The 21,305-nt window shown below is 44.6% G+C and carries 10 protein-coding genes; 3 read left to right on the forward strand and 7 right to left on the reverse strand.

Annotated elements, in window-relative coordinates:
* Positions 1 to 11: 11 nt before the first annotated feature.
* The 4 genes from NSS87_RS26265 to NSS87_RS26280 all read right to left on the reverse strand — a co-directional run bounded on the left by NSS87_RS26265 (position 12) and on the right by NSS87_RS26280 (position 11,722).
* Positions 12 to 7,532, reverse strand: coding sequence for an S-layer homology domain-containing protein (locus NSS87_RS26265; RefSeq protein WP_339243447.1), 7,521 nt, complete (start codon positions 7,530 to 7,532; stop codon positions 12 to 14).
* Between the two features lie 463 nt (positions 7,533 to 7,995).
* Positions 7,996 to 9,006 (reverse strand): ketoacyl-ACP synthase III, encoded by a 1,011-nt coding sequence (locus tag NSS87_RS26270; protein WP_042191683.1) that lies wholly within the window; start codon positions 9,004 to 9,006, stop codon positions 7,996 to 7,998.
* A 132-nt stretch (positions 9,007 to 9,138) separates the two neighbouring features.
* Positions 9,139 to 9,852: a DUF3153 domain-containing protein gene (locus tag NSS87_RS26275; protein WP_052404417.1), complete on the reverse strand. Its 714-nt coding sequence runs from the start codon at positions 9,850 to 9,852 to the stop codon at positions 9,139 to 9,141.
* 472 nt (positions 9,853 to 10,324) lie between these two features.
* Positions 10,325 to 11,722 (reverse strand): MATE family efflux transporter, encoded by a 1,398-nt coding sequence (locus NSS87_RS26280; protein WP_042191684.1) that lies wholly within the window; start codon positions 11,720 to 11,722, stop codon positions 10,325 to 10,327.
* Positions 11,723 to 11,882: 160 nt separating this feature from the next.
* On the opposite strand from NSS87_RS26280, the gene NSS87_RS26285 reads away from it, so the two are divergent.
* A complete protein-coding gene (locus NSS87_RS26285) occupies positions 11,883 to 12,764 on the forward strand; it encodes an AraC family transcriptional regulator (protein WP_042191687.1) in 882 nt (293 codons plus the stop codon).
* A gap of 71 nt (positions 12,765 to 12,835) precedes the next feature.
* Here the strand turns inward: NSS87_RS26285 and NSS87_RS26290 are convergent, their stop codons facing one another.
* The 3 genes from NSS87_RS26290 to NSS87_RS26300 form a co-directional block, all read right to left on the reverse strand.
* Complete coding sequence (locus NSS87_RS26290; RefSeq protein WP_339248672.1) at positions 12,836 to 14,443, reverse strand: extracellular solute-binding protein; 1,608 nt, start codon at positions 14,441 to 14,443, stop codon at positions 12,836 to 12,838.
* 69 nt (positions 14,444 to 14,512) lie between these two features.
* A complete protein-coding gene (locus NSS87_RS26295) occupies positions 14,513 to 15,406 on the reverse strand; it encodes a carbohydrate ABC transporter permease (RefSeq protein ID WP_042191692.1) in 894 nt (297 codons plus the stop codon).
* 11 nt (positions 15,407 to 15,417) lie between these two features.
* Positions 15,418 to 16,296 carry an ABC transporter permease subunit gene (locus NSS87_RS26300; protein WP_143759548.1) on the reverse strand — a complete coding sequence of 293 codons (879 nt, stop codon included), beginning with the start codon at positions 16,294 to 16,296 and terminating at the stop codon, positions 15,418 to 15,420.
* Positions 16,297 to 16,796: 500 nt separating this feature from the next.
* Between NSS87_RS26300 and NSS87_RS26305 the strand changes: the two genes are divergently transcribed.
* Positions 16,797 to 19,031 carry an AraC family transcriptional regulator gene (locus NSS87_RS26305; RefSeq protein ID WP_339243448.1) on the forward strand — a complete coding sequence of 745 codons (2,235 nt, stop codon included), beginning with the start codon at positions 16,797 to 16,799 and terminating at the stop codon, positions 19,029 to 19,031.
* A gap of 239 nt (positions 19,032 to 19,270) precedes the next feature.
* Positions 19,271 to 21,202 carry an exosporium glycoprotein BclB-related protein gene (locus tag NSS87_RS26310; protein ID WP_339243449.1) on the forward strand — a complete coding sequence of 644 codons (1,932 nt, stop codon included), beginning with the start codon at positions 19,271 to 19,273 and terminating at the stop codon, positions 21,200 to 21,202.
* The last annotated feature ends 103 nt before the right edge of the window (positions 21,203 to 21,305 follow it).

Raw genomic sequence — 21,305 nt, forward strand, 5'->3', positions numbered from 1 at the left:
ACAATTTCATTTTAGAATTTCGCAAGTAGATTTGAAATACTTTGAGCTGCCTCGGCACGGGTTGTCATCGATTGCGGAAGGAAGTTACCATCCTGATGACCCGTCAGAAGCTTAGCTTCTAGCGCACCTTGTACATAGGTTACTGCCCAAGAACTAACTTTAGAGCTGTCATTAGTCGCATGGAATGAGCTTGCTTCCGGCTTAACACCCGTACGATATGCATAGGCTCTTACCAGCATAGCTGCCATTTCCTCGCGGGTAATCTGTTGATTCGGGTTAAAACGATCCTCGGATACGCCTTGAATAATACCTGCTTCAAAGGTTGCATTGACCGCCTCTTCGTACCACGATCCAGCGACTACATCTTGGAATGAAGTTGGACGATTCGCAGTTAAGGAAAGCGCTCTGCTGAGGAGAGCTGCATATTCTGCTCTTGTGATGGAACCCGATGGGTTAAACATAGAGTCAGATTGTCCCTTCACAATTTGTTTAGCAGATAGTTCCTGAATAGTCTTGTATGCCCAGTGACTTTCAGGTACATCTCGATAGCTGCTTTGGAACGAAAGAACAACGTATTGGCTAAAATGATTTAAATCTACGGTAAGACTGGTTTTGGATGGATTCATCGTCCCCCCTAGATAGGTAAAGCTGCCATTTTCCTCAATACGATAAATACCCGCTAGAGCTGGATTGGTTCCATTTAGAATCGGTAGTGTTATCTTCACGTGTACAGGGAATTGCTTCAGTGAATATTTATTACCAGACTCATCTGACATGAGTAATGAGAAGTCCATGATGTCACTAACCCGTGAATACGGTGGAGTTATTGTAAGGTGATTCGATTGAATGGCTTCCATCTTCAAAAGTATTGTTGCTGTCTTCGCAGTTGATGGCAGAAGCTTACGAAGCTCGTTCAATACTTTGGAGGATACAATGGCACGAACCCCATTCACTTGAATCTCTAGATCCCTATTGCCGATCTGCTCGAGTTGATCGATCGGAATCATAACTTGATTCTTATCCGCTTGAAGCTGCAAGATGATGTTTCCTTCAGCACTCTTCGTTAAGAGTTCATCTGGGATAACAACCGCCCCTGCAGGCAGCTCCGGCTTCACCACCACTGGCGGCGTAACGCTTGATCCTGGGTTCCCCCCACCCGTTGGTGGTGTTGTCGAGGTATCATTTTCGCGCATAACAGCAATAGTGTAAATCTGTTTGGTTCCATCTTGAGCTGTCACAGTTACGGTGATCATATTAGTGCCGACATGTAAATCTCCACTGCCTGTTATCGATACAGTAGCCATAGCATCCGCTGCTCTATAGGTTACTCGCGTAACGGTTGTTGAGTAAGGTACAGTCAGTTCGTAGTTGTATTGCCCAGAGGCAAATCCACGAATCGTAGTTCCATTAACGCGAAGATCTACCAGATCTGCATTGCTTGAAGACTCCGCTTCAGGCTGACGCGTAATGATGATCGTATAAATATTTTGTAATCCGTCTTGAGCTGTCACGGTAACCTTCACGACGTTCCTACCAACCTCAAGGGCTCCACTACCCGTAATCTTAACTACGCTAGTCGGATCGTATGCCGTATAAGTAATATCCGTTACCGACGTACTATAGGGAACCGTTACGTTATAGTTCAACGTACTAGGTGCAAAAGCTGGTAGAGTTTCCCCATTCATTCGTAGATCGGACAGCAGAATTTGGTTAGGTAAGGATTCTGACTCACGGATGACGATAATGGTATACACATTCGAGCTGCCGTCTGGAGCTTGTACATGCACTTCCACCAGATTCTCGCCTACTTGCAGAGATTTACCACCTATGACATGAACGCTTAGTAAAGGATCTGCTACCTTATAAGTGACCTCTGCGACCGAAACATTATTCGGTACACGAATCGCATAGTTCATTTGATCCGGTGTGAAGCCGATCAACGATTGACAGTTTACCTGAAGATCTACTAGTGTTGCCTGAGAGATCTGTACTTCTTTAGTTGCAGTGGTCAAATTCGGCATCGTTTCATGCCCTTTCGCATCTGCAATCATCGCTTGCGTAATTTGTACAACAGTAGCCTTTTCTTGTGGTGATACTCGTAGCTTAAGAATCGGAGCATCTGCTTGAATGCCATTCGTTGAGGTTAGAATGATTCTTGTCATTCCATTAACCATCTCTTTGCGCATAATCTTAACGCCAGGTTGAGCCGGTTCAATCGATGAGAAGATGAGACTGCTGGAGTCTACATTCAAATCGATGGCTGTCACATCTGAAGTCGCATTGTTGATTGATACTTCATAACCGTTAACCTTTTGTGTAGCAGCATCAACTAATTTTGTGAATCGCAAGTCCGCAGCACCCGATTGTTTCTGTTCGGTTTGAGGTATGAACATACCGTCAATGACATGAGAATCTCCAATGGATGGGTTCAGGCCAAGTGCAGTTAGAACTGTTGCAGCCAAGTCTCTTGTATTCCCACCTTGCAATAATTTTTCCTTCCCGTCTTCGGTGGCTACTGTTCTACCATTCGCCGCGAAGAAGATTCTGGTGGCAAGGGGCTCATCTTGCCCATGACTTGTTGCCATGCCCAAAGTTCCGTCTGCATTCTCTTTACCCCCACCATGGTCAGGCAGCATGAGGATGAGCGTGTCTTCCAACAAATGATTGTTCTTTAAAGCATCATAGATGGTCTGGATGTTCTTATCCGTCTTCTTTATTTGCTCATAATACGACTTCGTATAGAATCCATCACCATGGCCCGCCCCATCCATATCATCCAATTGGAAGAAAATTAACGAGGTATCTTTCGCTTTGCCGCTAGCAGCGTATTGCGTGAACGCCGCTACATCAGCTTCATCTCCTAGGGAATAACCTTCGACACCAACAGAAAGTTCAATATGCCCCTGAACGATGTTGCTCCAGGTGGAGAATACCGTTTGTTTAGTAGCAGGCAATGCCTCCCTAATTTTTTTGAATACCGTTGGGTAGTCCCATGATTCACTGTATGTGTAGGCTGCGGTATCGTCATTATATAGACCATGCTTTTCATAACCAACACCATTAATCATCGAACCCCAGTTTGGAGATGAGCTGGAAGGTAAAGTAGTTTTAGCCGTATAGCTAATAGCTCCATGCTCGATAATGTTCCGAATGGCTGGAATTTGCAGGCGATCGCCTACCTTTTCTTTCTTGGAGCTAGGCGTCTCCCAATAAGGCGCATCCTTGGAGACCGCTACACCCCCACCATCAATCCCGATGACAACTACACGTTTATAGGGCTGGTATTGGGCTTGGGTTGCCATATCTGCCAGCTCTTCATCCGAAATGCCTTTCGCAAGTGCAAGGTCACCTATCGTAACATAACCATCTGCATTAAGATCTTCGGAAGCTTTAGCATGGATCTGAATAACGGCAGGCGCCGATTCAAATGCCTTAATCGTTAGTTTTGTTGATCCAGTATAGAAATCCGCATGCTTAACTTCAATGATGCCTTGGCCGGAAGCACCAAGCGTATTGAATTTGAGCTCCGAGATTCTGGACTTTGCATACTCCAGCGGATTCTCGATGTTATAGACATTACCTCCTGGCAGTTCTAGTCTAACGATACCAGGGATCGAAGCGTCTGTCTTCGTTGCGCGAGATGCGCTGACAAATTCGAACTGTTCTGGATCATAGGCTATCTCAACGACAGCTTTGTCCACTTTAGTCGTCATATCAGGTGTACGCAAATCTAGATTATATCGGAATTGCGTACCTTGAACCGTGTGCTTAGCTCCAATCAGATTTAATGAACCTGAAAAATCCTCAATGGAAGCAAGCGGTGGAGCACTGTTATACATATTAGAAACTTCCTGCGCGGTTAATGTTCTTCCATACATATGAAGCTCATCAAGCTGTACTTGCAGCGCATTGCTGTAATTGCCTGTACCATCATTTCCGATCATGGTTGACAATCCTGTATCCAGCGTACCCGTTCGACCTGCAATGGTCATGGTGCTTGCTATACCCTGATAGTTCGTGCCATTAACTTTGGTCACATTTACAGGAACACCATCTTTATAAAAATCAACTCGCCCTGAAGCACGATCATGCGATATGGCGATATGATGCCAGGTGCCATCTACAACATTTGGAATTTGGGCATCTGCACGCGATTCGCCGGATGTATTAAAGTTCCATTGGAGTGCACTTCCTTTCAGCGCTAAGGCATAACCTACATTTGCACCGGAATCCCAATTTTTGTTGGATAGAATCGCAGGGTCTCCTGAGACAGAAGGCGATTTAACCCAAAATGCGAACGAGAAGTTCTTGTCCTTGCCGAATTGCAGACTTGTTGGCTTGCCAAGATCAACATATTGCAGCGCTGAGCTCTTGGAATCGATACTCAAGGCTTGTCCGACGCGACCTTTCACGAACTGTGGATCTTTAACCGGTGTTGCCGGTATAGCATTTACAGATTGATCCTCCAAATTATTCTCGAAGGACATCTGTAGAAGTGTATCCGCAGAGAGCACTGAGCTACCAGTAAAATCGATTTCACTCATACTGGTGAATAAAGCGGTTGGGTTATAGGTGCTCGTGACAACAAATTTCACATATCTACCTTGTATCGCTTTATCCAAAATATTGAAGTCTTGATAGCTCGTGCCTTTCCAGGTTTTCTGGAATGTGCCGATCGCTTTATTCGCCGGATTGCTCAGGTACGCCGGATCGGTCAAATCCGATAATTGATCCGAGGCGTAGAGTTCAAAATCCTTTGGAAATTCCAGAGCCGTCTGACTTAAGCGGCTAGTGCGCCCAATACCAGTTAAGTTCTTACTACCCTTCATGTCGATAATCACCCAATGTGGAAATGAGGCTGCAGGCTCCTGCCATTTGGAATGCCAAATCGTAGCGGTATCGTTATCTAGGATGTTCGCAGCATTGGCATTTTCATTGTCCGCATAAGAACTAAAGGAGTTGATAGTGAATGCGTTCTTAGGAATAAAGGAATATATTGCTGCCTGTTGTATTTTTTTATAGACCCACTGAAGCTCGACATAAGCAAGGTCAATTTCGGTTGGGCTATTACTTGCCGTCAGTTGTCTGGCTTTCTGAATTTGCTTCGCAAGCTCGTCTAGCTGTTCTTTCGGGTAAGATACACCACTGACTTTATCGCTGTTCATTTGGAAGGAAGCAGCATCATGAATTAATGTGGTGAGCTGTTCAAAGTTAAAGAGCTGAACACCCTTATAGGAATCCGACAAAGCTTTGTTTTCCGTGGCAGTGAGCGATCTCTTCCAGATTCTCAGATCATCTATGGTAATCGTTGCTCCGCCATTTCCTTTGTTGCCATCCACACCAATCAGCGTGTTAAAGGTTGTATCTACACTTTGAGTACCAAGCGAGGCAATACTCCCCGATGCCTTCTCCGTCCCATCTACATAAACTTTTGCTAAGTTGTTTGTTCTGTCCGCTGTAATGGTAAAGAGATGCCACTCCGTTCCTACACTTGATGCTGTAATATCCGCTCTTTTCGTTCCATCACTAATATTTAAGGTCATACCATTGGTGGAGGCAGGTCCAATATACCAACCTAGATTACCGCCACTATTCCAGTTCTTATTGGAAAGGATAGTCTGATCCCCGGAAAGATTGCCTTTGTGCCAGAAAGACACGGTGAAGCTTCCTGCTCCGAATTTCAAATCATCACGCTTGCCCAAATCAATATAATTACTATTACCCGCTGCAATGAGCGCAGCTTTATTGGATTTACCATCGACATACGTTACATTGCCTGCTAGACTTGCAAGCCCTGTCACATCTTTAGCTTCATCGGATAGGTTACCATCCAATCTCATATCGACCACTAGGTCCTTCCACATGGTCGATGGATCAATTGGCGTCAGTTCAGGTGCTTCATTGCCGGCTGTGAACGATTGCTCTAGCGTTGCAGAGCGATTCCCGTAGGCATCAACAGCTGTCACTTGAACAATGTATGAAGTTTGAGGTGCAAGTCCTTCGAGTGGAATATTCATTGCATTCGGAACCGGGGAAAAGTAATAGTCAGAGAATACATTCACAGATTTGCTGCTAACTCCAGACCTTTTATCGATAACATTGATTTCATAATGATGCATAGATTGATCATCTTTCGCTTGCTTAAAGGAAAGTAAAGGTACCGTATCCTGATTCGTTATGTCGAGTTCACTATTGAATATAGGAGCAACCTTATTACGGTTAGCCGTAGTGTACTTGAAATTGCTCTTAATCGCTTCATTCGTTGAGCCTTTTAGCTGAATGACCCACTTGTCTCCAGCAACTGTACCCGCACTGTTGAATGGAGGCTGCGGCTCAGCCGTCCATTTACCGTCTGTGTAGATATCTCCATGATCTGCGTTAAACGCAATCCGATCCACCTCAACCCGATCCGCATATACCTCAACGAAGTCGGCCTGACTGACAGGAAATTCAAAACGTCCTTCAAGTCCCTTCTTAGTCACTTGGGAGTAACCGCGATCGGATTCAATGTAAGACATGGAGCCAAGGTTAACTGAAGTGAAATCCTTCTGGTAAATGGAGCGATCATCACTAATATTCAGATGGGAATGTCCGGAGAAGGTAATCACTTGAGGATAGTCTTTGAGATCCGTATAAAGATTAGGATTCGATGCCTGTTGCCCATCCATTACCGTATTCGATATAGGTTGGTGCACATTCACGAAGATGGGGGTATTCTGATTCTTCAGATCAGCTGTGAGCTCTGCAAGTCTACCCTTTAGCCAATTACGCTGACCTGTATCTGAGTTGTAGTTGTTCCCGTTTAAAAATAAGAAATGATAGCCACCGATTTCAGATTCATAATAGCCATTCGGCTGGCTTGTGAACCAGTCCGTGGGATAATGTTGGTTGACTTTAGCAACGGTGGAATCGTGGTTACCTATAGCCATTCGGATCTGGGTGTTATTCCACTGCTTTCTAGCTAAATTTTGCTCAAAAATTTCCCGAACCATCACATGGTCATTAGGCTTGTCGTTCCCATTATCATTAATCATATCGCCAACGACGAGTATCGCATCCGGGTTCGGAAAAATCGACCCTATCGTATCAAAGAATTGGGTATAACGTGCATCTGCTGAAGCATGCGAGCCCACATGTACGTCTGACATCGCTACAAACTGGAGTAATGGCTTTTCTTTGGTCTTGATGATATAAGAGAAGGTTACTCCTTTACTAGCTACACCATCTTTGATCGTAATGGCAGACAAATTCGTTGTTTTGGAAATCGAGATCGGCGCGTTATATTTTAAACTATGAACATCCGGAAGTGTGCCGTCGAGTGTATAGTAAATGTCAGCATTCTGCGTTGCAGTTGTGAGGTGGATCGTCTGTGCTTCTTCATATCGGCCGGTGGGTACAGAAGTCGTTGGTTGATCTACAGATAGAATCTCAGATTCTTCAGCTGCAAACACAGGGGTGATATTCGGCATAGTGGAACAAATCACTGTGAGTGCCAGTAATAATGCAACAAATTTCCTACCTTTTCTGAACAAAATCATCTCTCCCAAGCATTATTTTATAGTTTTGAATCCCATGAGAACTCTCCATCGACAAAAGAGCTAACTACCCTTATCTCGGATATATTCGATAACTCCTCCTTTCTTCATCCTATTCAAAGTACATCCCATATTATTTTTTTTGGTAGACTGGGGTCTGCTGTGTTTATTGTAGGTATGGATTATTTGCCTAGCATTAAATATCTGTAAACTTCAAAAGATGCATCCAAAGGCTGTGATATGGGTCAAAACGCCTAACTCAATACCAAAAGATGCCTAATAAACGAATAACATCTGCATATCATTAGCCGAATATGATCACAACAGTGGCCTAATACATGCATAATATATGCCCAAAAATACTTTTAGTAATGAAACAAAAACGACCGTTCCTCGAAAAAATACCGAGAAACGGTCGTTGCTTTAACAAAGTTTTATTATTTATGTTTACCTGAACAACTCACAATAAAGTTGGCTCCCCTACTTGCTCATCCAAGTTCAGCTCTACCAGTTGACCGGCCTGCGTCAGCCCCGCACCAAAGCCATACATCAGAATCTTGTGCCCGTTCTTTACTTTGCCTTCACGAATGCCCAAATCAAGAGCTAAGGGAATTGTTGCGGCAGAAGTATTGCCAAAATTCACAAGACTATGCAGCACTTGCTCCATCGGATAGTTCATACGCTCGCAAATCGGCTCAATCATTCTCATATTTGCGCTGTGTGGAATAAACCAATCGATTTGCTCCAGACCCACTTCTGCTTTTTCAAGCAGCTGCTGTACACCGAGAGGAACGGTTCTGACCGCCCAACGAAATACCTCGCGTCCGTTCTGTACGAGCATCTGTGTATCTACCAGTTCAATATTATTCACCGTATGGGCTAGACCCGTGCGATACACATGATGCGCGCCGCTGCCATCACTAGCTAGCTGAAAGCCTAGAAATCCCGTCGATTGCTTATCACTCTCCACAAGCACTGCACCGGCCCCATCACCAAAAAGGATACATGTACTGCGATCAGTATAATCTGTAATCTTGGAGATCGTATCCGCACCAATCACTAGAACCTTACGGTGCATCCCTGAAGCAACATAGCTATGAGCTGTATGAAGTGCATATACAAAACCCGCACAGGCTGCGCTCAAATCTATAGCTCCTGCAGTCTGCGGAATATTTAAGCGGTCTTGAATCAAAGAAGCTACTGAGGGAAAGGAAAAATCAGGTGTACTAGTAGCTACAAGGACCATATCCACATCCTCAACGTTTTTTCCATAACGTTTCATTAGATCCTGTACTGCCGATACACATAAATCGCTTGTGTATTCATCCTGCCGACTAATTCTGCGTTCACGAATTCCAGTCCGCCCCACAATCCACTCATTATCAGTATCCACCATCTGCTCAAGATCGGCATTCGTCAGTCTTTTTTCCGGGACATAAGTTCCGATAGCTGTAATTTTTGCACCTGTCATTCCAATCACCTCTTCATTTAGTATCTGATATTAGTACTTGGTACTAATTATAACTCTACACCTGCTATAAAGTAAAGAAAGCCGGTAAAGCAGCATGGCTTCCCGGCACTATCAATACATATCTCGAACCATTTAAGCACGATTTACTTTACGGTGTTTTCTTTTTCTGACGAAAAATAGAATCGCAGCAATGATCACCACCACTAGGATGATTAACACGATCACTATGTTCCATACATTTGGCACATAAAGCTGCATTTTGATCGGCTCCGTATCCCCCAGCGTAACATTCCAGGTAAGTGTTCTGCCTTCATCAACAGCTGCATTATTATCACCAATTAGATCTATTGGCAACGTTAGTTTAAAATCAAATGCAAAGTTTTTCAACACCGCCCGAATAATCGGCTTTGATAAACTCAATGTCCCCATGTTATCCATAATAGTATCCACATAGCTATTAAATTGAGGCTGTGCCTCAACATCATACGTGGTATATAACAAATTCTTTTTAGTAACGAGCTGTAGATCCACAATATCCAGCCCCATAGAGGTTGAACCTATATCCTCAAATGAAGCGTAATTTTTCTGGATTTCATAGACTGTAGACTTACCTTCTTGTCGTTTTTCTAGCTGAATCCCTTCCTCCTTCAATTTATCTGTCAGACTCTTCTCCATTTTATCGCTGATCAATGCTTCTGTTCGGGAATCCAATTTCACATTCATTGCTAAATCTACGCTTTGATTCTTATTCACCGTGACGTGAACGGTACCATTAGAACATCCCGATATTAGTATCATCATTAAGAGCAGTGTTAGGATCGTCAAGCCTCTCCATTTTAACGGCATTTTCCTCAAACCCTTCAGTAGTATGTATTCATAAAACAGGTACCCATGCTCTAAAGGCTAACTCATTTATATCATAGAATCAAATTCTATATGAATGAATAATCAAATTTCAGAACCATCAAACTTAAATTTTATACTCGCACAAAAAAGAGGCTAACCCTTAAGTAATTATTTACTAATGGGTAGCCTCTCTCCGAAAACATCCCCAAACACCCACAGCTCGGTGGGCGATTGCGCAGCAGATGGGGATTAGTGCTTGGCGCACTTAGGGTGCTCAGTGGTGCTTGGAATGCTTGATGTTTGTTGTCGCTCGATGTTACTTGCAGTTCTCAAACTTTCTATTGGACTCCAGAGTTGCTATTTTCGAAAAAACGGCTCTTTTGGGCAACTATCGGACCCCAGAGACACTATTGGTGCAAAAAGACATCATTACACTCCATTGCCCACCATGGTACGGCTTATAGAGTCCCGCTCATATAGTTAACGAAGTACTTCTTTTCCCGGCTCCATGTAGTGAGGCATTCCCTTCACTCAAACCGATATCCGCCTGACGGATAACTTTCCTCCCTCTCCAGCGCATTAGAACAAGCATCCCCCGCACAAATTCATCAGCAATCATACAGCAGTAGATCCCTGTGAGCCCCCAGCCTAAGCTGATTCCAAACCAGTAAGAACATCCCACTCCAATAATGGACATAGACACGATGGAAGTATACATCGTATAACGGGTATCGCCGATGGCGTTCAGCGCATTACCCATGCCCATATTCAACATTTTGCAAGGTTGCAGTAGGAGATTTAGGGCCAGTAGGGAAATCCCAATCGCAATAATCCGCGGGTCGGAAGTAAAATAACCTAGCAGATTCCTGCCGAAAAGAAATAGCAGTAACATGTTCGCTGATACAATAGCCAAGCCGATATACAGCGTGCGATATGCACTACGATAAGCTTCTTTCAGCTTCCCTGCCCCGAACAAATGCGCGATCTGTATCTGTCCAGCCAGCGCGATTGCATACCCTAACGTGAAGCAAAAGGACTCTAAGGTATTGAGATAAGTCCGTGCGGCTAACGCTTCTGCGCCCAGTGCGGCTAGAAAGGAATAGACAATCAACTGAGAGAACACCCAGCAGGAAGAATTAATCCCTAGAGGCCAAGCAATCCTTATAATTTCCTTGAATAGCTTGCCGTTGAATATACGGAAATCCCTAAGTCTAATCTTAATCTCGAAGGAACCTCTAAACATGGTATACAGCATGATCACACCGACCAGTCTACTGATAATACTTGAGATTGCGATTCCCGCAAGCCCTAGCTGTGGCAGACCGAACATCCCGAATATAAAGGTATAGTTCAGAATAATGTGAATGACATTTATGATGACCCCTGTGTACATTGGTCCTCTGGTGTTCCCTGTATTACGAATCGCTGTTCCAAGGGAAGCAATCATCCCCACCAAAAACAGACCGCCACCGACATACGAGATATAGATATTGGACAGTGATAATAGCTCAGGCGATATATTTAGAATCCCCGCTATTGGACCCGCATAGAAGAACAGGATGATACTCACGACGATACCAAGAATGAGACTAACCGATACGCCCATAATTGCAATCGTACGCGCTTCGCTGAAACGTTTTGAACCCATTCTTTGCGCGATCAGGATCCCCGCTCCGCCCGCAAAGGTGGTAAAAAGTGTGGTCAACGCACCGAACAATTGATTGGAAATGCCGACTACGGCGACTGCATCGTCTGAAATACGGCTGACCATGAGCGTATCCACCGTACCTAGCAGGGTCTGTAGAAACACCTCTATAAATATAGGCCAAGCCAATACCCATAGTCCAAAGCCCTGTCTTTCTTTTTTCACTAAATAAACCTCCCCTTAAACCAAACATGCATACTGGACCTAAGAAACAGCATATTTTTTCTTTAGGTCAGACTAAATTATAGATGATATACTTTTGGTGATGGTACAGATTTCAAACCAATAATTTCATTATTTCAACCTCATAAAAGGAGATCTCTCCATGAACATTATTAATTTTACCGTCCCGCCAATGCCCTATTATATCGTAAGTGGATTGCATACCTTCTCACCAGGGCATTACCACATGAGCCGCCACAATATCAAGGTATTTGATTTGCTTGTAGTCAAGCAGGGCTGCCTATATATGAATGAAGGAGGTCTCACCTTTCAGGTACGTGCAGGTCAGGCACTGCTTCTTCGTCCAGATAGCCATCATTTCAGTACGGACAGCTGCAAGGAACATACCTCTTATTATTGGCTGCATTTTCAGACAGTGGGCGATTGGAATATCTCCGAGGCTATGGCTACAGCACCAGAGACAGAACACAACAGAGTGGAGCATCCTCTTCATTCAGACGAATTTAATATACGCACTTTTACCTTACAGCTGCCCCAATATACCTCTCTGCTGCAACCGTCCAAGATGGAGGAACTGCTCTCGCAGCTGAATCAACTAGCGCCTAATTCCCATTTGAGCGATACTCCATTTCAGCAGCAGCTGCTATTTCAAGAGGTTCTCCAGCAATTATCTGCCTCTCTGCGTCATGAGCGTCCCTCTCCCTCCAAAATATGTGCAGAGCAAGCTGCCTCCTATTTGCGCAGTCATTTCCGTGAGCGCATTACAGCACAGCAGCTAGGGGAGAACCTGAACTTTCATCCTGTATATATCGCTCGTTGCATGAAAAAGGAATACGGCTGTGCACCTATGGATTACCTGCTGCACTACCGAATTCAGCAGAGTAAGCTATTGCTGATGCAGACCAGTTACACGATTGCCCGGATCGCCGAGGAGGTCGGCTTCAATCAAGCGCCTTACTTCAGCTCCAGCTTCGTCCGCATTGAGGGAACCACTCCGCGGGAATTCCGCCAGCGCTTCTCGTAGTCTCCTAAAATACAAAAAAAGGGATGTTCCCCCGCCTTTTTGGCTTAAGGAACATCCCTTGCTCTTCTTTATTACAACCCCTTCTCCTGTACGTAAGCATTCCATTGCTTGATATATTCCGCCTGAATTTTCTCAAGTCCGGCTTGCTTAGCCTTCTCCATGAAGGTAACTAGACCCGCATCAACATCCTCTACCAATCCGGCTTGCAGCGGATACAGGTATTGCTTTTCTACCTGTTCCAGCGCCGCTTTTTCAGCCTGATAAGAGGTGTAATCTTCAGCAAATCCTGTGAAGATATCCGGCTTCTGAATCTTATCAAGCTCAGCGAAAATCTCTTTGACGCCATCATAGGATTTGTCGAATAACATAAATTCCGGGTTCCGCCATGCCCAGCCGTTCATCCCTTCACGAGTGAAGCCGTTCGTAGAAGCATCTCCAATAAGCTCATAATAGCCGTTTGCATCAACCTTATAATTTTTTCCCTCAACACCGTATTGTGTCAGCTGGTTATAACGTTTATCCAGAACCATCTTCTCATAAAAGGCCAATGCACGTTCCGGGTTCTTGCTGCCCTTCGGAATAGCAAATCCATTATGAATAGGATGCACCGGTGTTGCGTAACCGATCGTTTGACCATAAGGATAGTAACCCAACTCCCAATCTGGATGAGCTGCTTTAACTTTCATCAGCGTATCGTTAAAGCGAGTCGGGTTATCACCGAAGATGGATGCCGCTTTACCCGCAATAACCGGAGCCTGAAGAGTGTCCTTCACGTTCAATACATTTTTGGAGATTAGGCCTTTTTCCTGCCAACGTCTCATGGTCAGCAGTTCTTCTTTATGTTCCTCCGAGCCCCAGTAAAGATAAGCCTTCGAAGGATCGCTGTACTTGATTCCGATACCATAAGGCAGCGGACTTCCGACCATCGCGGTAAGTGTAGTGTAGACATCATGCAGATTGCCCCTCACATCACTGTTAAAGGATGCCGGCGACATCTTCGGTTCATTCTTCTTGATCCCTTCCATATAAGCCTCATAGCTGGCCAGATCTGTTGGCTCAGGCAGATTGTATTTCTTACGCAGATCCTCACGCCATACGAAACCGTTAGTTACATATTCCTTATAGGTCGCGGGTACAGTGTAAATCTTGCCATCAATCTTAACTGCATCCCACATATCCTGCGGTACAAATTGCTGGAGCGCTGGAGCAGCCGTCGGCAGCAAATCATCTATAGCCAAAAAAGCTCCTTTTTTAGCATAAGCTTGATACTGTGTCCAATCCGCAGTAAAAATCAAATCAATCGATTGTCCAGAAGATAGTAGCAATTTGTACTTCTGATCCCAGTCTGTCCAAGTTGTATAGTTGAATTTAACGGTTGCATTCAGATCTTCTTCAGCCATCTTGTTAATTTGCGATTCAATACTTGAAAGATCTTTCGGAGCATCGCCCAGCATATAAAACTGCAGCTCGACCTTCTTCGATGTATCCAGCCCCGACTTCTCCTCAGTCTCAGCATTGGTGCTCTGAGCCGTATTCCCGCCGCTATTACTCTCTTTTACCGCTGCATTTTCCCCGTTCGTGGAACTAGAATTCCCCCCACAGCCTGCCAGTAGAGCCAAGCTCAGTACTGACGTGAGCAGAATAGACATGCTTTTGCCCCGTAGCTTATTCATCTGAATCCTCCCTTTTCACTATGCTTCTATGTTAGCCGACTTTACCTAAACCCGGGTAGGGGTAAGGTTACGGTTCTAACCTTTTACAGCTCCGATGGTCAACCCTTTGACGAAGTAACGCTGAACGAATGGATACAGAAATAGAATTGGTCCAGTCACAACAATCGCCATGGCCATTTTGGTAGACTCAGCAGGGACTTCTGTAGCCAGAGACACCCCAGTTCCAGCGCCCATCTGTGCAATGAACTGCGCTGAATTGATAACATTGTACAGATAGAACTGCAGTTGATATTTATGGGTATCATTAATGAACAGTGAAGATGTGAACCAGTCATTCCAGTAATACAATGCAAGGAACAATCCGACTGTAGCAATCCCTGGCATGGAGAGCTTGAGGACGATCTGCCAGTAGATTCTGAAATCACCGGCCCCATCGATTTTCCCAGAATCAAATAGCTCCTCAGGGACTGCTGATTTAACGAAATTCTTCATTAAAATAATTAAGAACGGTGTCATCAGGCCTGGTAGCACCAATACAGCATAGGAATCCAGCAGACCGAGGTATTTAGTAATCATGATGTACCAAGGAACAAGTCCTCCACCAAACAAGGTCGTAAAGTATATATAGAAGGAAAAGGTATTGCGGTATTTGAAATCCTTGCGGGCCAGCACATAACCAGCCATCGTCATGAAGAAGAGTCCTAATGTCGTTCCCACTACAGTGGTGACGATGGTGACCGTGTAAGCACGCAGTACTTCATCCGGGAAAATGAACACCGTCTTGTAGCCTTCAAGAGAGAACTGCCCCGGAATCAGATGATAGCCATCCCGGATAATAGATTCATTGCTGGTTAATGATGCGGATATAATTAGCAGAAAGGGCAGCAGGCAAGCAACCGACAGTCCAATGATGACCACATAGGCGATTGCATGAAGCATCCGTGTATATTTATCCTTTTGAATTTTCATTTCTTGTCCTCCTAGAACAGGGCGTAGTCATCATTTATTTTGCGAATAATATAGTTAACCGTCATGATGAGGACAAAACCGAACAAGGACTGATAGACCCCGGCAGCAGTAGCCATGCCCACATCAAACGTTACTTTAAGCGAGCGATAGACGTAGGTATCGAGAATATCCGTCGTATTATAGAGAAGCCCGTTGTTTCCTATTAATTGATAGAACAGATCAAACTGCCCTTTCATAATACTTCCGAGCGCAAAGAGCAGCAGCACCACAAAGGTTGATTTCAGCATTGGCACTGTAATATACCAAATCCGCTGAAAAATATTAGCGCCATCGATCTTAGCCGCTTCATAATATTCATCACTGATCCCTGTAATCGCTGCTAGATAGATAACCATGCTATAACCGAGATTCTTCCATAGATAGAAGATAATAATTAGAAAAATCCAAGCCCAGGGTTTGCTGTAAACGTCCACCGGATCAAGCCCAAATTGTGTAAGCATTGTATTTAAGAAACCGCTGTCATAATTGAACAGGTTGTAGACAATAACACTTAGAATGACGAAGGATACGAAATATGGTAGAAACATTATCGATTGGCTAATCTTTTTAAACCATTTCCCATTCAGTTCACTTAAGAGAATCGCACAAGCAATCGCCAGCACATTCCCAAGTACAATAAAAGCGATGTTGTAACCTATCGTGTTCATCGTCAGCTTCACCAGTGTGCCGGATCTCCAGAGAAACTCGAAATTCTGCAAGCCGACGAACTTGGAATTAAACATACTGCTGTTGAAGTCAAATTGAGTGAACGCATAATAGATACCTACCATTGGAAAATAAGAATTTACTAAGAAAAAGATCAAGGTGGGCAGCAGCATCAGAAACATCATCCGATTGTGTATCAGTTCATAAATAAATCCCTTCTTCTTTCTTGTCGTCCGTAAGCGTGCTCTTCCATCGGCCTGGATGCCAAGTTCGACGGTTGAGATTCCTTTGGATGAGGTTTGGCTCAAGGTCTCTCACTCCCTTTAATGTAGAAACTGCATAATTCCACTATAGGGTGGTTCTTTTGAACACAGAAGTGAAGCTTCATAGATTTCCTGCACAAACTGGAGAAACCGCTAATGAACAATAAGGATGTTTATGAAGCAGCGATGAATCGTGTTAATGCCAGTGTACATAGGGGAGTGCACTCGAATATCCCGAAAATAATGATGATATGTGCACAAATATTTATTTTCTTCACAGCTATATATTGGTAAAATACAACATTCTAGTGTTACTCCACTGTTCTGTTCACTCTAGGGCAATTATAATAAGAGGACTTCATATCTAGAGTTCATCCAGAGCCTTATCCAATAAGCCGCATATATTTCGGGGGAGGGCTATTATGAAGAATAATGATATACGGAGAAAAAGACTGCTGTATGGCAAGCTGCTAACAACGATTACACTATGTATTTCGTTAACTCTTCTGCTCTCTACAATCGTGTACTATACATACTACATCGGCGTCGAAAAGACTCAGACCTTCCGTTCCGATCTAAAAGATCTAACTCAGACTGGCAAAAAAGTAGTCAACATGGCTGAAGTAGCTCAAACGCTTTCATTTCAGCTATACAGGACCTCCACTATTTCCCATCTGTTGTTCTACAACAAACCTTCCATTTACGAGGTTACGGCTGCAATGTCGGATCTCGGAAACTATCTGAACTCCATGCCATACATTGAATCCATCTATGTTTATAATCCGAATAATGACACTATATATATCTCAGCGGCGCAAGGGCAGAATGGTGTGTACTCCACAGGAGAGTTAGAGGACACTGAAATCATACAGATGTTGAATCATTATCAGGATTACAAAACATTCACTCCGATCCCACGCACCTATTCCATCGGCGAACCCAAATCAGAAGCTATCGCTGTCTATACTTATCTCTGCTATGATGCGATCAACTGGGACCGTGCCATCAATTCTGCAGTTATTGTTAATATATCAGCAGCTTGGATAAACAAGGAGTTGGCTAACAGCAATACCGCCGGTAGTGGTAATACTTATCTTCTTGATGACCAAGATCGGTTTCTATCGGGGAACAAGCTGACATTGGAGAAGCTCTCGGGGGATGAAAGCAGTTGGATAGAGAATAAAGTTAAAACCCGCTCCGCAGGTTATTTCACAGCTCCTTTTAAAGGCCAGAAATCATTAGTGTCCTATACTTCACCAGATTCTCTTGGTTGGCAGTATGTTCGCATCACTCCTTATGATGTAATCACAGAACAGACTAAGCAAATCCGTAATACAACACTACTGATTTCTTTGATTATTTTAATATTCGGACTTATAATTTCTAGAATGCTATCCAAACGCCTCTACCTTCCTATTGATTCCATTGTAAGCCGAATGAATAGCCTTGAAGCTGACAAGCGCAACAGTATGTTTACGATTAGACAGAATTCTTTACGTAATCTTGTGCTCGGTATAAAAGCCCCCCACAGCAGTCGGCCTAGTGATTTCGAGCAACTAAGTATTGCTTTCAACTTAAACGAAGGTTATCGGCTTGTATTGCTGCGTATTGATGAATACAATACCCTGCGACAAGAGCGAGGTGCTTATCTACTAGCATACAAGTTCGCGATCATGAATATCGCTTCGGAAATTTGCGGTCAGACTTATCAAGTGGAAAGCGTAGATATGAACGATGATAGTGTTGTTATGCTGCTTAGCAGTATGACGTCCACTGAACATCTCGATTCGGAATTAATCGAAGTGTTGCTAAGGCAAATCCGTGTGGCTTGCTGCGATTATCTGAAAATAGGATTATCGCTAGTGTACAGTCCCGTTAGTGATAATCCAGATCGATTGAACCGCCTATATAACCAGGCCAAAGAAGCTTCTAAACATAGACTTTTTTATGGGCATGGTTGCCTAATCAACGCGGAGAAGATTAACGAATTGCAGAATAACCTATACTCTTACCCTGCGGATAACGAGAAAAAGCTGGTCGATGCCCTCACCAGTAGTAGAACAGACGAAGCTCGTAGCCATTTCTCTGACATCGTGCGCGAATTGGACCAATACCCCTACCATGTACTAGAACTAACGCTATCCAGGGTGACGCTAACAATTAAGAGAATCATCGATAATATCAAAAAGCTCAGCTCTACATCTATGGAAGATATCCTCAAGATACCTTCACTTGAGAATTACGAGACGATGAAGGAGCTTGAAGAAGCTTTTTACCAACTCTTCGATGATATTCAGGAATTACAGGTCGATAAACGTAGCTCTAAGCAAAGTGATCTGATCCGTCAAATTAACCAAAAAATCAATCAATCTTTTATGGACCCCAGCCTGAGCCTGAACCAGATTGCTGATGAGCTTAACCTGTCACCTATATATGTCAGCCGTCTTTATAAGCAGCAAACAATGACAGCTATTGTGGATGTCATCATGGATGTACGAATGCAGGAAGTATGTCGCCTCTTGAAAGAGAGCGATCTGTCCGTATCGGATATTGCTGAAATGACCGGTTTCACGAGCAGTTCTTATCTCCATCGGATGTTCAAACGCAACTTCAGCATCACGCCGATGGAATACAGGCGTTCTAATACTCGTTCATAAAACTGAAGGCTGAGTGAGAATGCGAACGGAGTACAGATCAATAACACTACTAAACTACTCTATCAAAAAAAGGCAGGCTACTGTATTAGCGGTGGCTTGCCTTTTTAATGTAGGTTCATGTGTATCGACTTCCAGAGCGATTACTGTAACAACTTCAGCTTCTCTGAATATGCTGATTGGGCAGGTTCCCAATTTTTAAAGGTATGAAAAGGAGAAGCTCAAGGAGGAGATACAGAAGGATGTCAGATCATTATCATAGACCATTCAAAGGTGACGCTATCCTAAACAAACAAGGAAGAATAAGCAGTCCTGTCAGAAAAAGAGAGTGTGCTGCACTATTAAAAATAGTCACAGAGCTTGCTACAGTGGTACCTCCCGCACTTACGAATCCCACTACACTTCATATTTCCAATCTTCAAAGAGTGTTAAGAGAGCTCATGGAATTCTTGCATGAGGCTAGGATATGCAGCCCTTTTAGAACGGAGCTTCTTTCTGTAGTAGAAATAACTATTGTATCTACTGAGGTCAGTCCCTTCTCCGTCGTGAGCGTGGGTACTAATCTTCAACAGCTGTTAGCCGAGTTATTATCTTTTATCCTCGCCACGAAGATTGACTCTCATTGCAAAGATCAGTTGGTAATTCAAATCAGACATATTCAAGCTTCTATTTCACAAGCGCTCGGCTTACCTATTAAGGGTGCGACGGGGCCACAAGGTCCTCAGGGACCCCAAGGAACTCAAGGAACTCAAGGGCCTCAAGGACCTCAAGGGCCTCAAGGACCTCAAGGAGCCACTGGTGCAGGGCTGCAAGGTATTGTAGTCTTTAATCCGGCACAAAGCCCATTGTATCCAGCGGGTCAAGTAGTAACCTTTAATGGCAGCACTTATATAGCTACTGTTGCCGGACCCAAAGGAACACCAGGTAGTTCGTCAGATTATTTACTAATTGCTGGTGGAGCGACAGGCGCGACTGGAGCGCAAGGACCTCAAGGAGCACCAGGACCTCAGGGGCCTCAAGGTCCTCAAGGGCTTCAAGGGCTTCAAGGACTTCAAGGACTCCAAGGACTCCAAGGACCTCAGGGTCCTCAAGGCGCGCAAGGAATACAGGGACCGACAGGACCTGGAGCAGGGGCAACTGGACCGACAGGGGCTACGGGTACTGCTGGGCTTGCTGGTCCGACAGGGGTTACAGGCATCGCCGGGCTTGCTGGTCCGACAGGGGCTACAGGCATCGCCGGGCTTGCGGGGCCGACTGGTGCGACGGGTACTGCCGGGCTTGCGGGGCCGACGGGTGCTACAGGCACCGCCGGGCTTGCGGGGCCGACAGGGGCTACGGGTACTGCCGGGCTTGCTGGACCAACAGGGGCTACGGGTACTGCCGGGCTTGCGGGGCCGACTGGTGCGACGGGTACTGCCGGGCTTGCTGGTCCGACGGGGGCTACGGGTACTGCCGGGCTTGCTGGTCCGACGGGGGCTACGGGTACTGCCGGGCTTGCTGGTCCGACGGGGGCTACGGGTACTGCCGGGCTTGCTGGAGCTACGGGGGCTACGGGTACTGCCGGGCTTGCTGGAGCTACGGGGGCTACGGGTACTGCCGGGCTTGCTGGAGCTACGGGGGTTACCGGAGTTACAGGAGTTACTGGGGCTACCGGTGATGGCGCAATCATTCCACTGGCATCTGGTGGACCAATTATTATGACCACGATTTTAGGTGGTTTGGTGGGAACAACAAGCCTTATAGGCTTCGGAAGTTCAGCCACAGGCATTTCTCTTGTTGGTGGAAACATAGATTTGACAGGTACTGTTCTTGGACCTCTTATCAACTTTGCAATGTCCGTTCCTCGTTCAGGAGTGATAACATCTATTGCTGCATACTTCAGTAATACTGTAGCTTTATCACTTCTTGGTACTTCCGTAAATGTGACGGCACAATTATTCCAATCTACTTTACCAAATAATACATTCACACCTGTTCCTGGGGCCTTAGTCCCTCTGCCAACTATCACAGGCACAATTAATCTAGGAACTTTTGTCAGCGGAATTACAAATGGCATCAATTTTACTGTAACACCACAGACTCGCCTTCTTATGGTATTTTCAGCTACTGCTACAGGTTTAAACCTTGTAAATACAGTCACTGGTTATGCAAGTGCAGGCTTTACCATCGTATAATCACTAACACAAACAAAAGCATCTTCCCTCCCTACTATAGGAGTGACAGATGCTTTTGTTATAATATTCGATTAAAATTTCTTGATCTTCCGACTCAAATGCC

Source organism: Paenibacillus sp. FSL F4-0243 (genome assembly GCF_037963295.1).
GTDB lineage: Bacteria > Bacillota > Bacilli > Paenibacillales > Paenibacillaceae > Paenibacillus_AQ.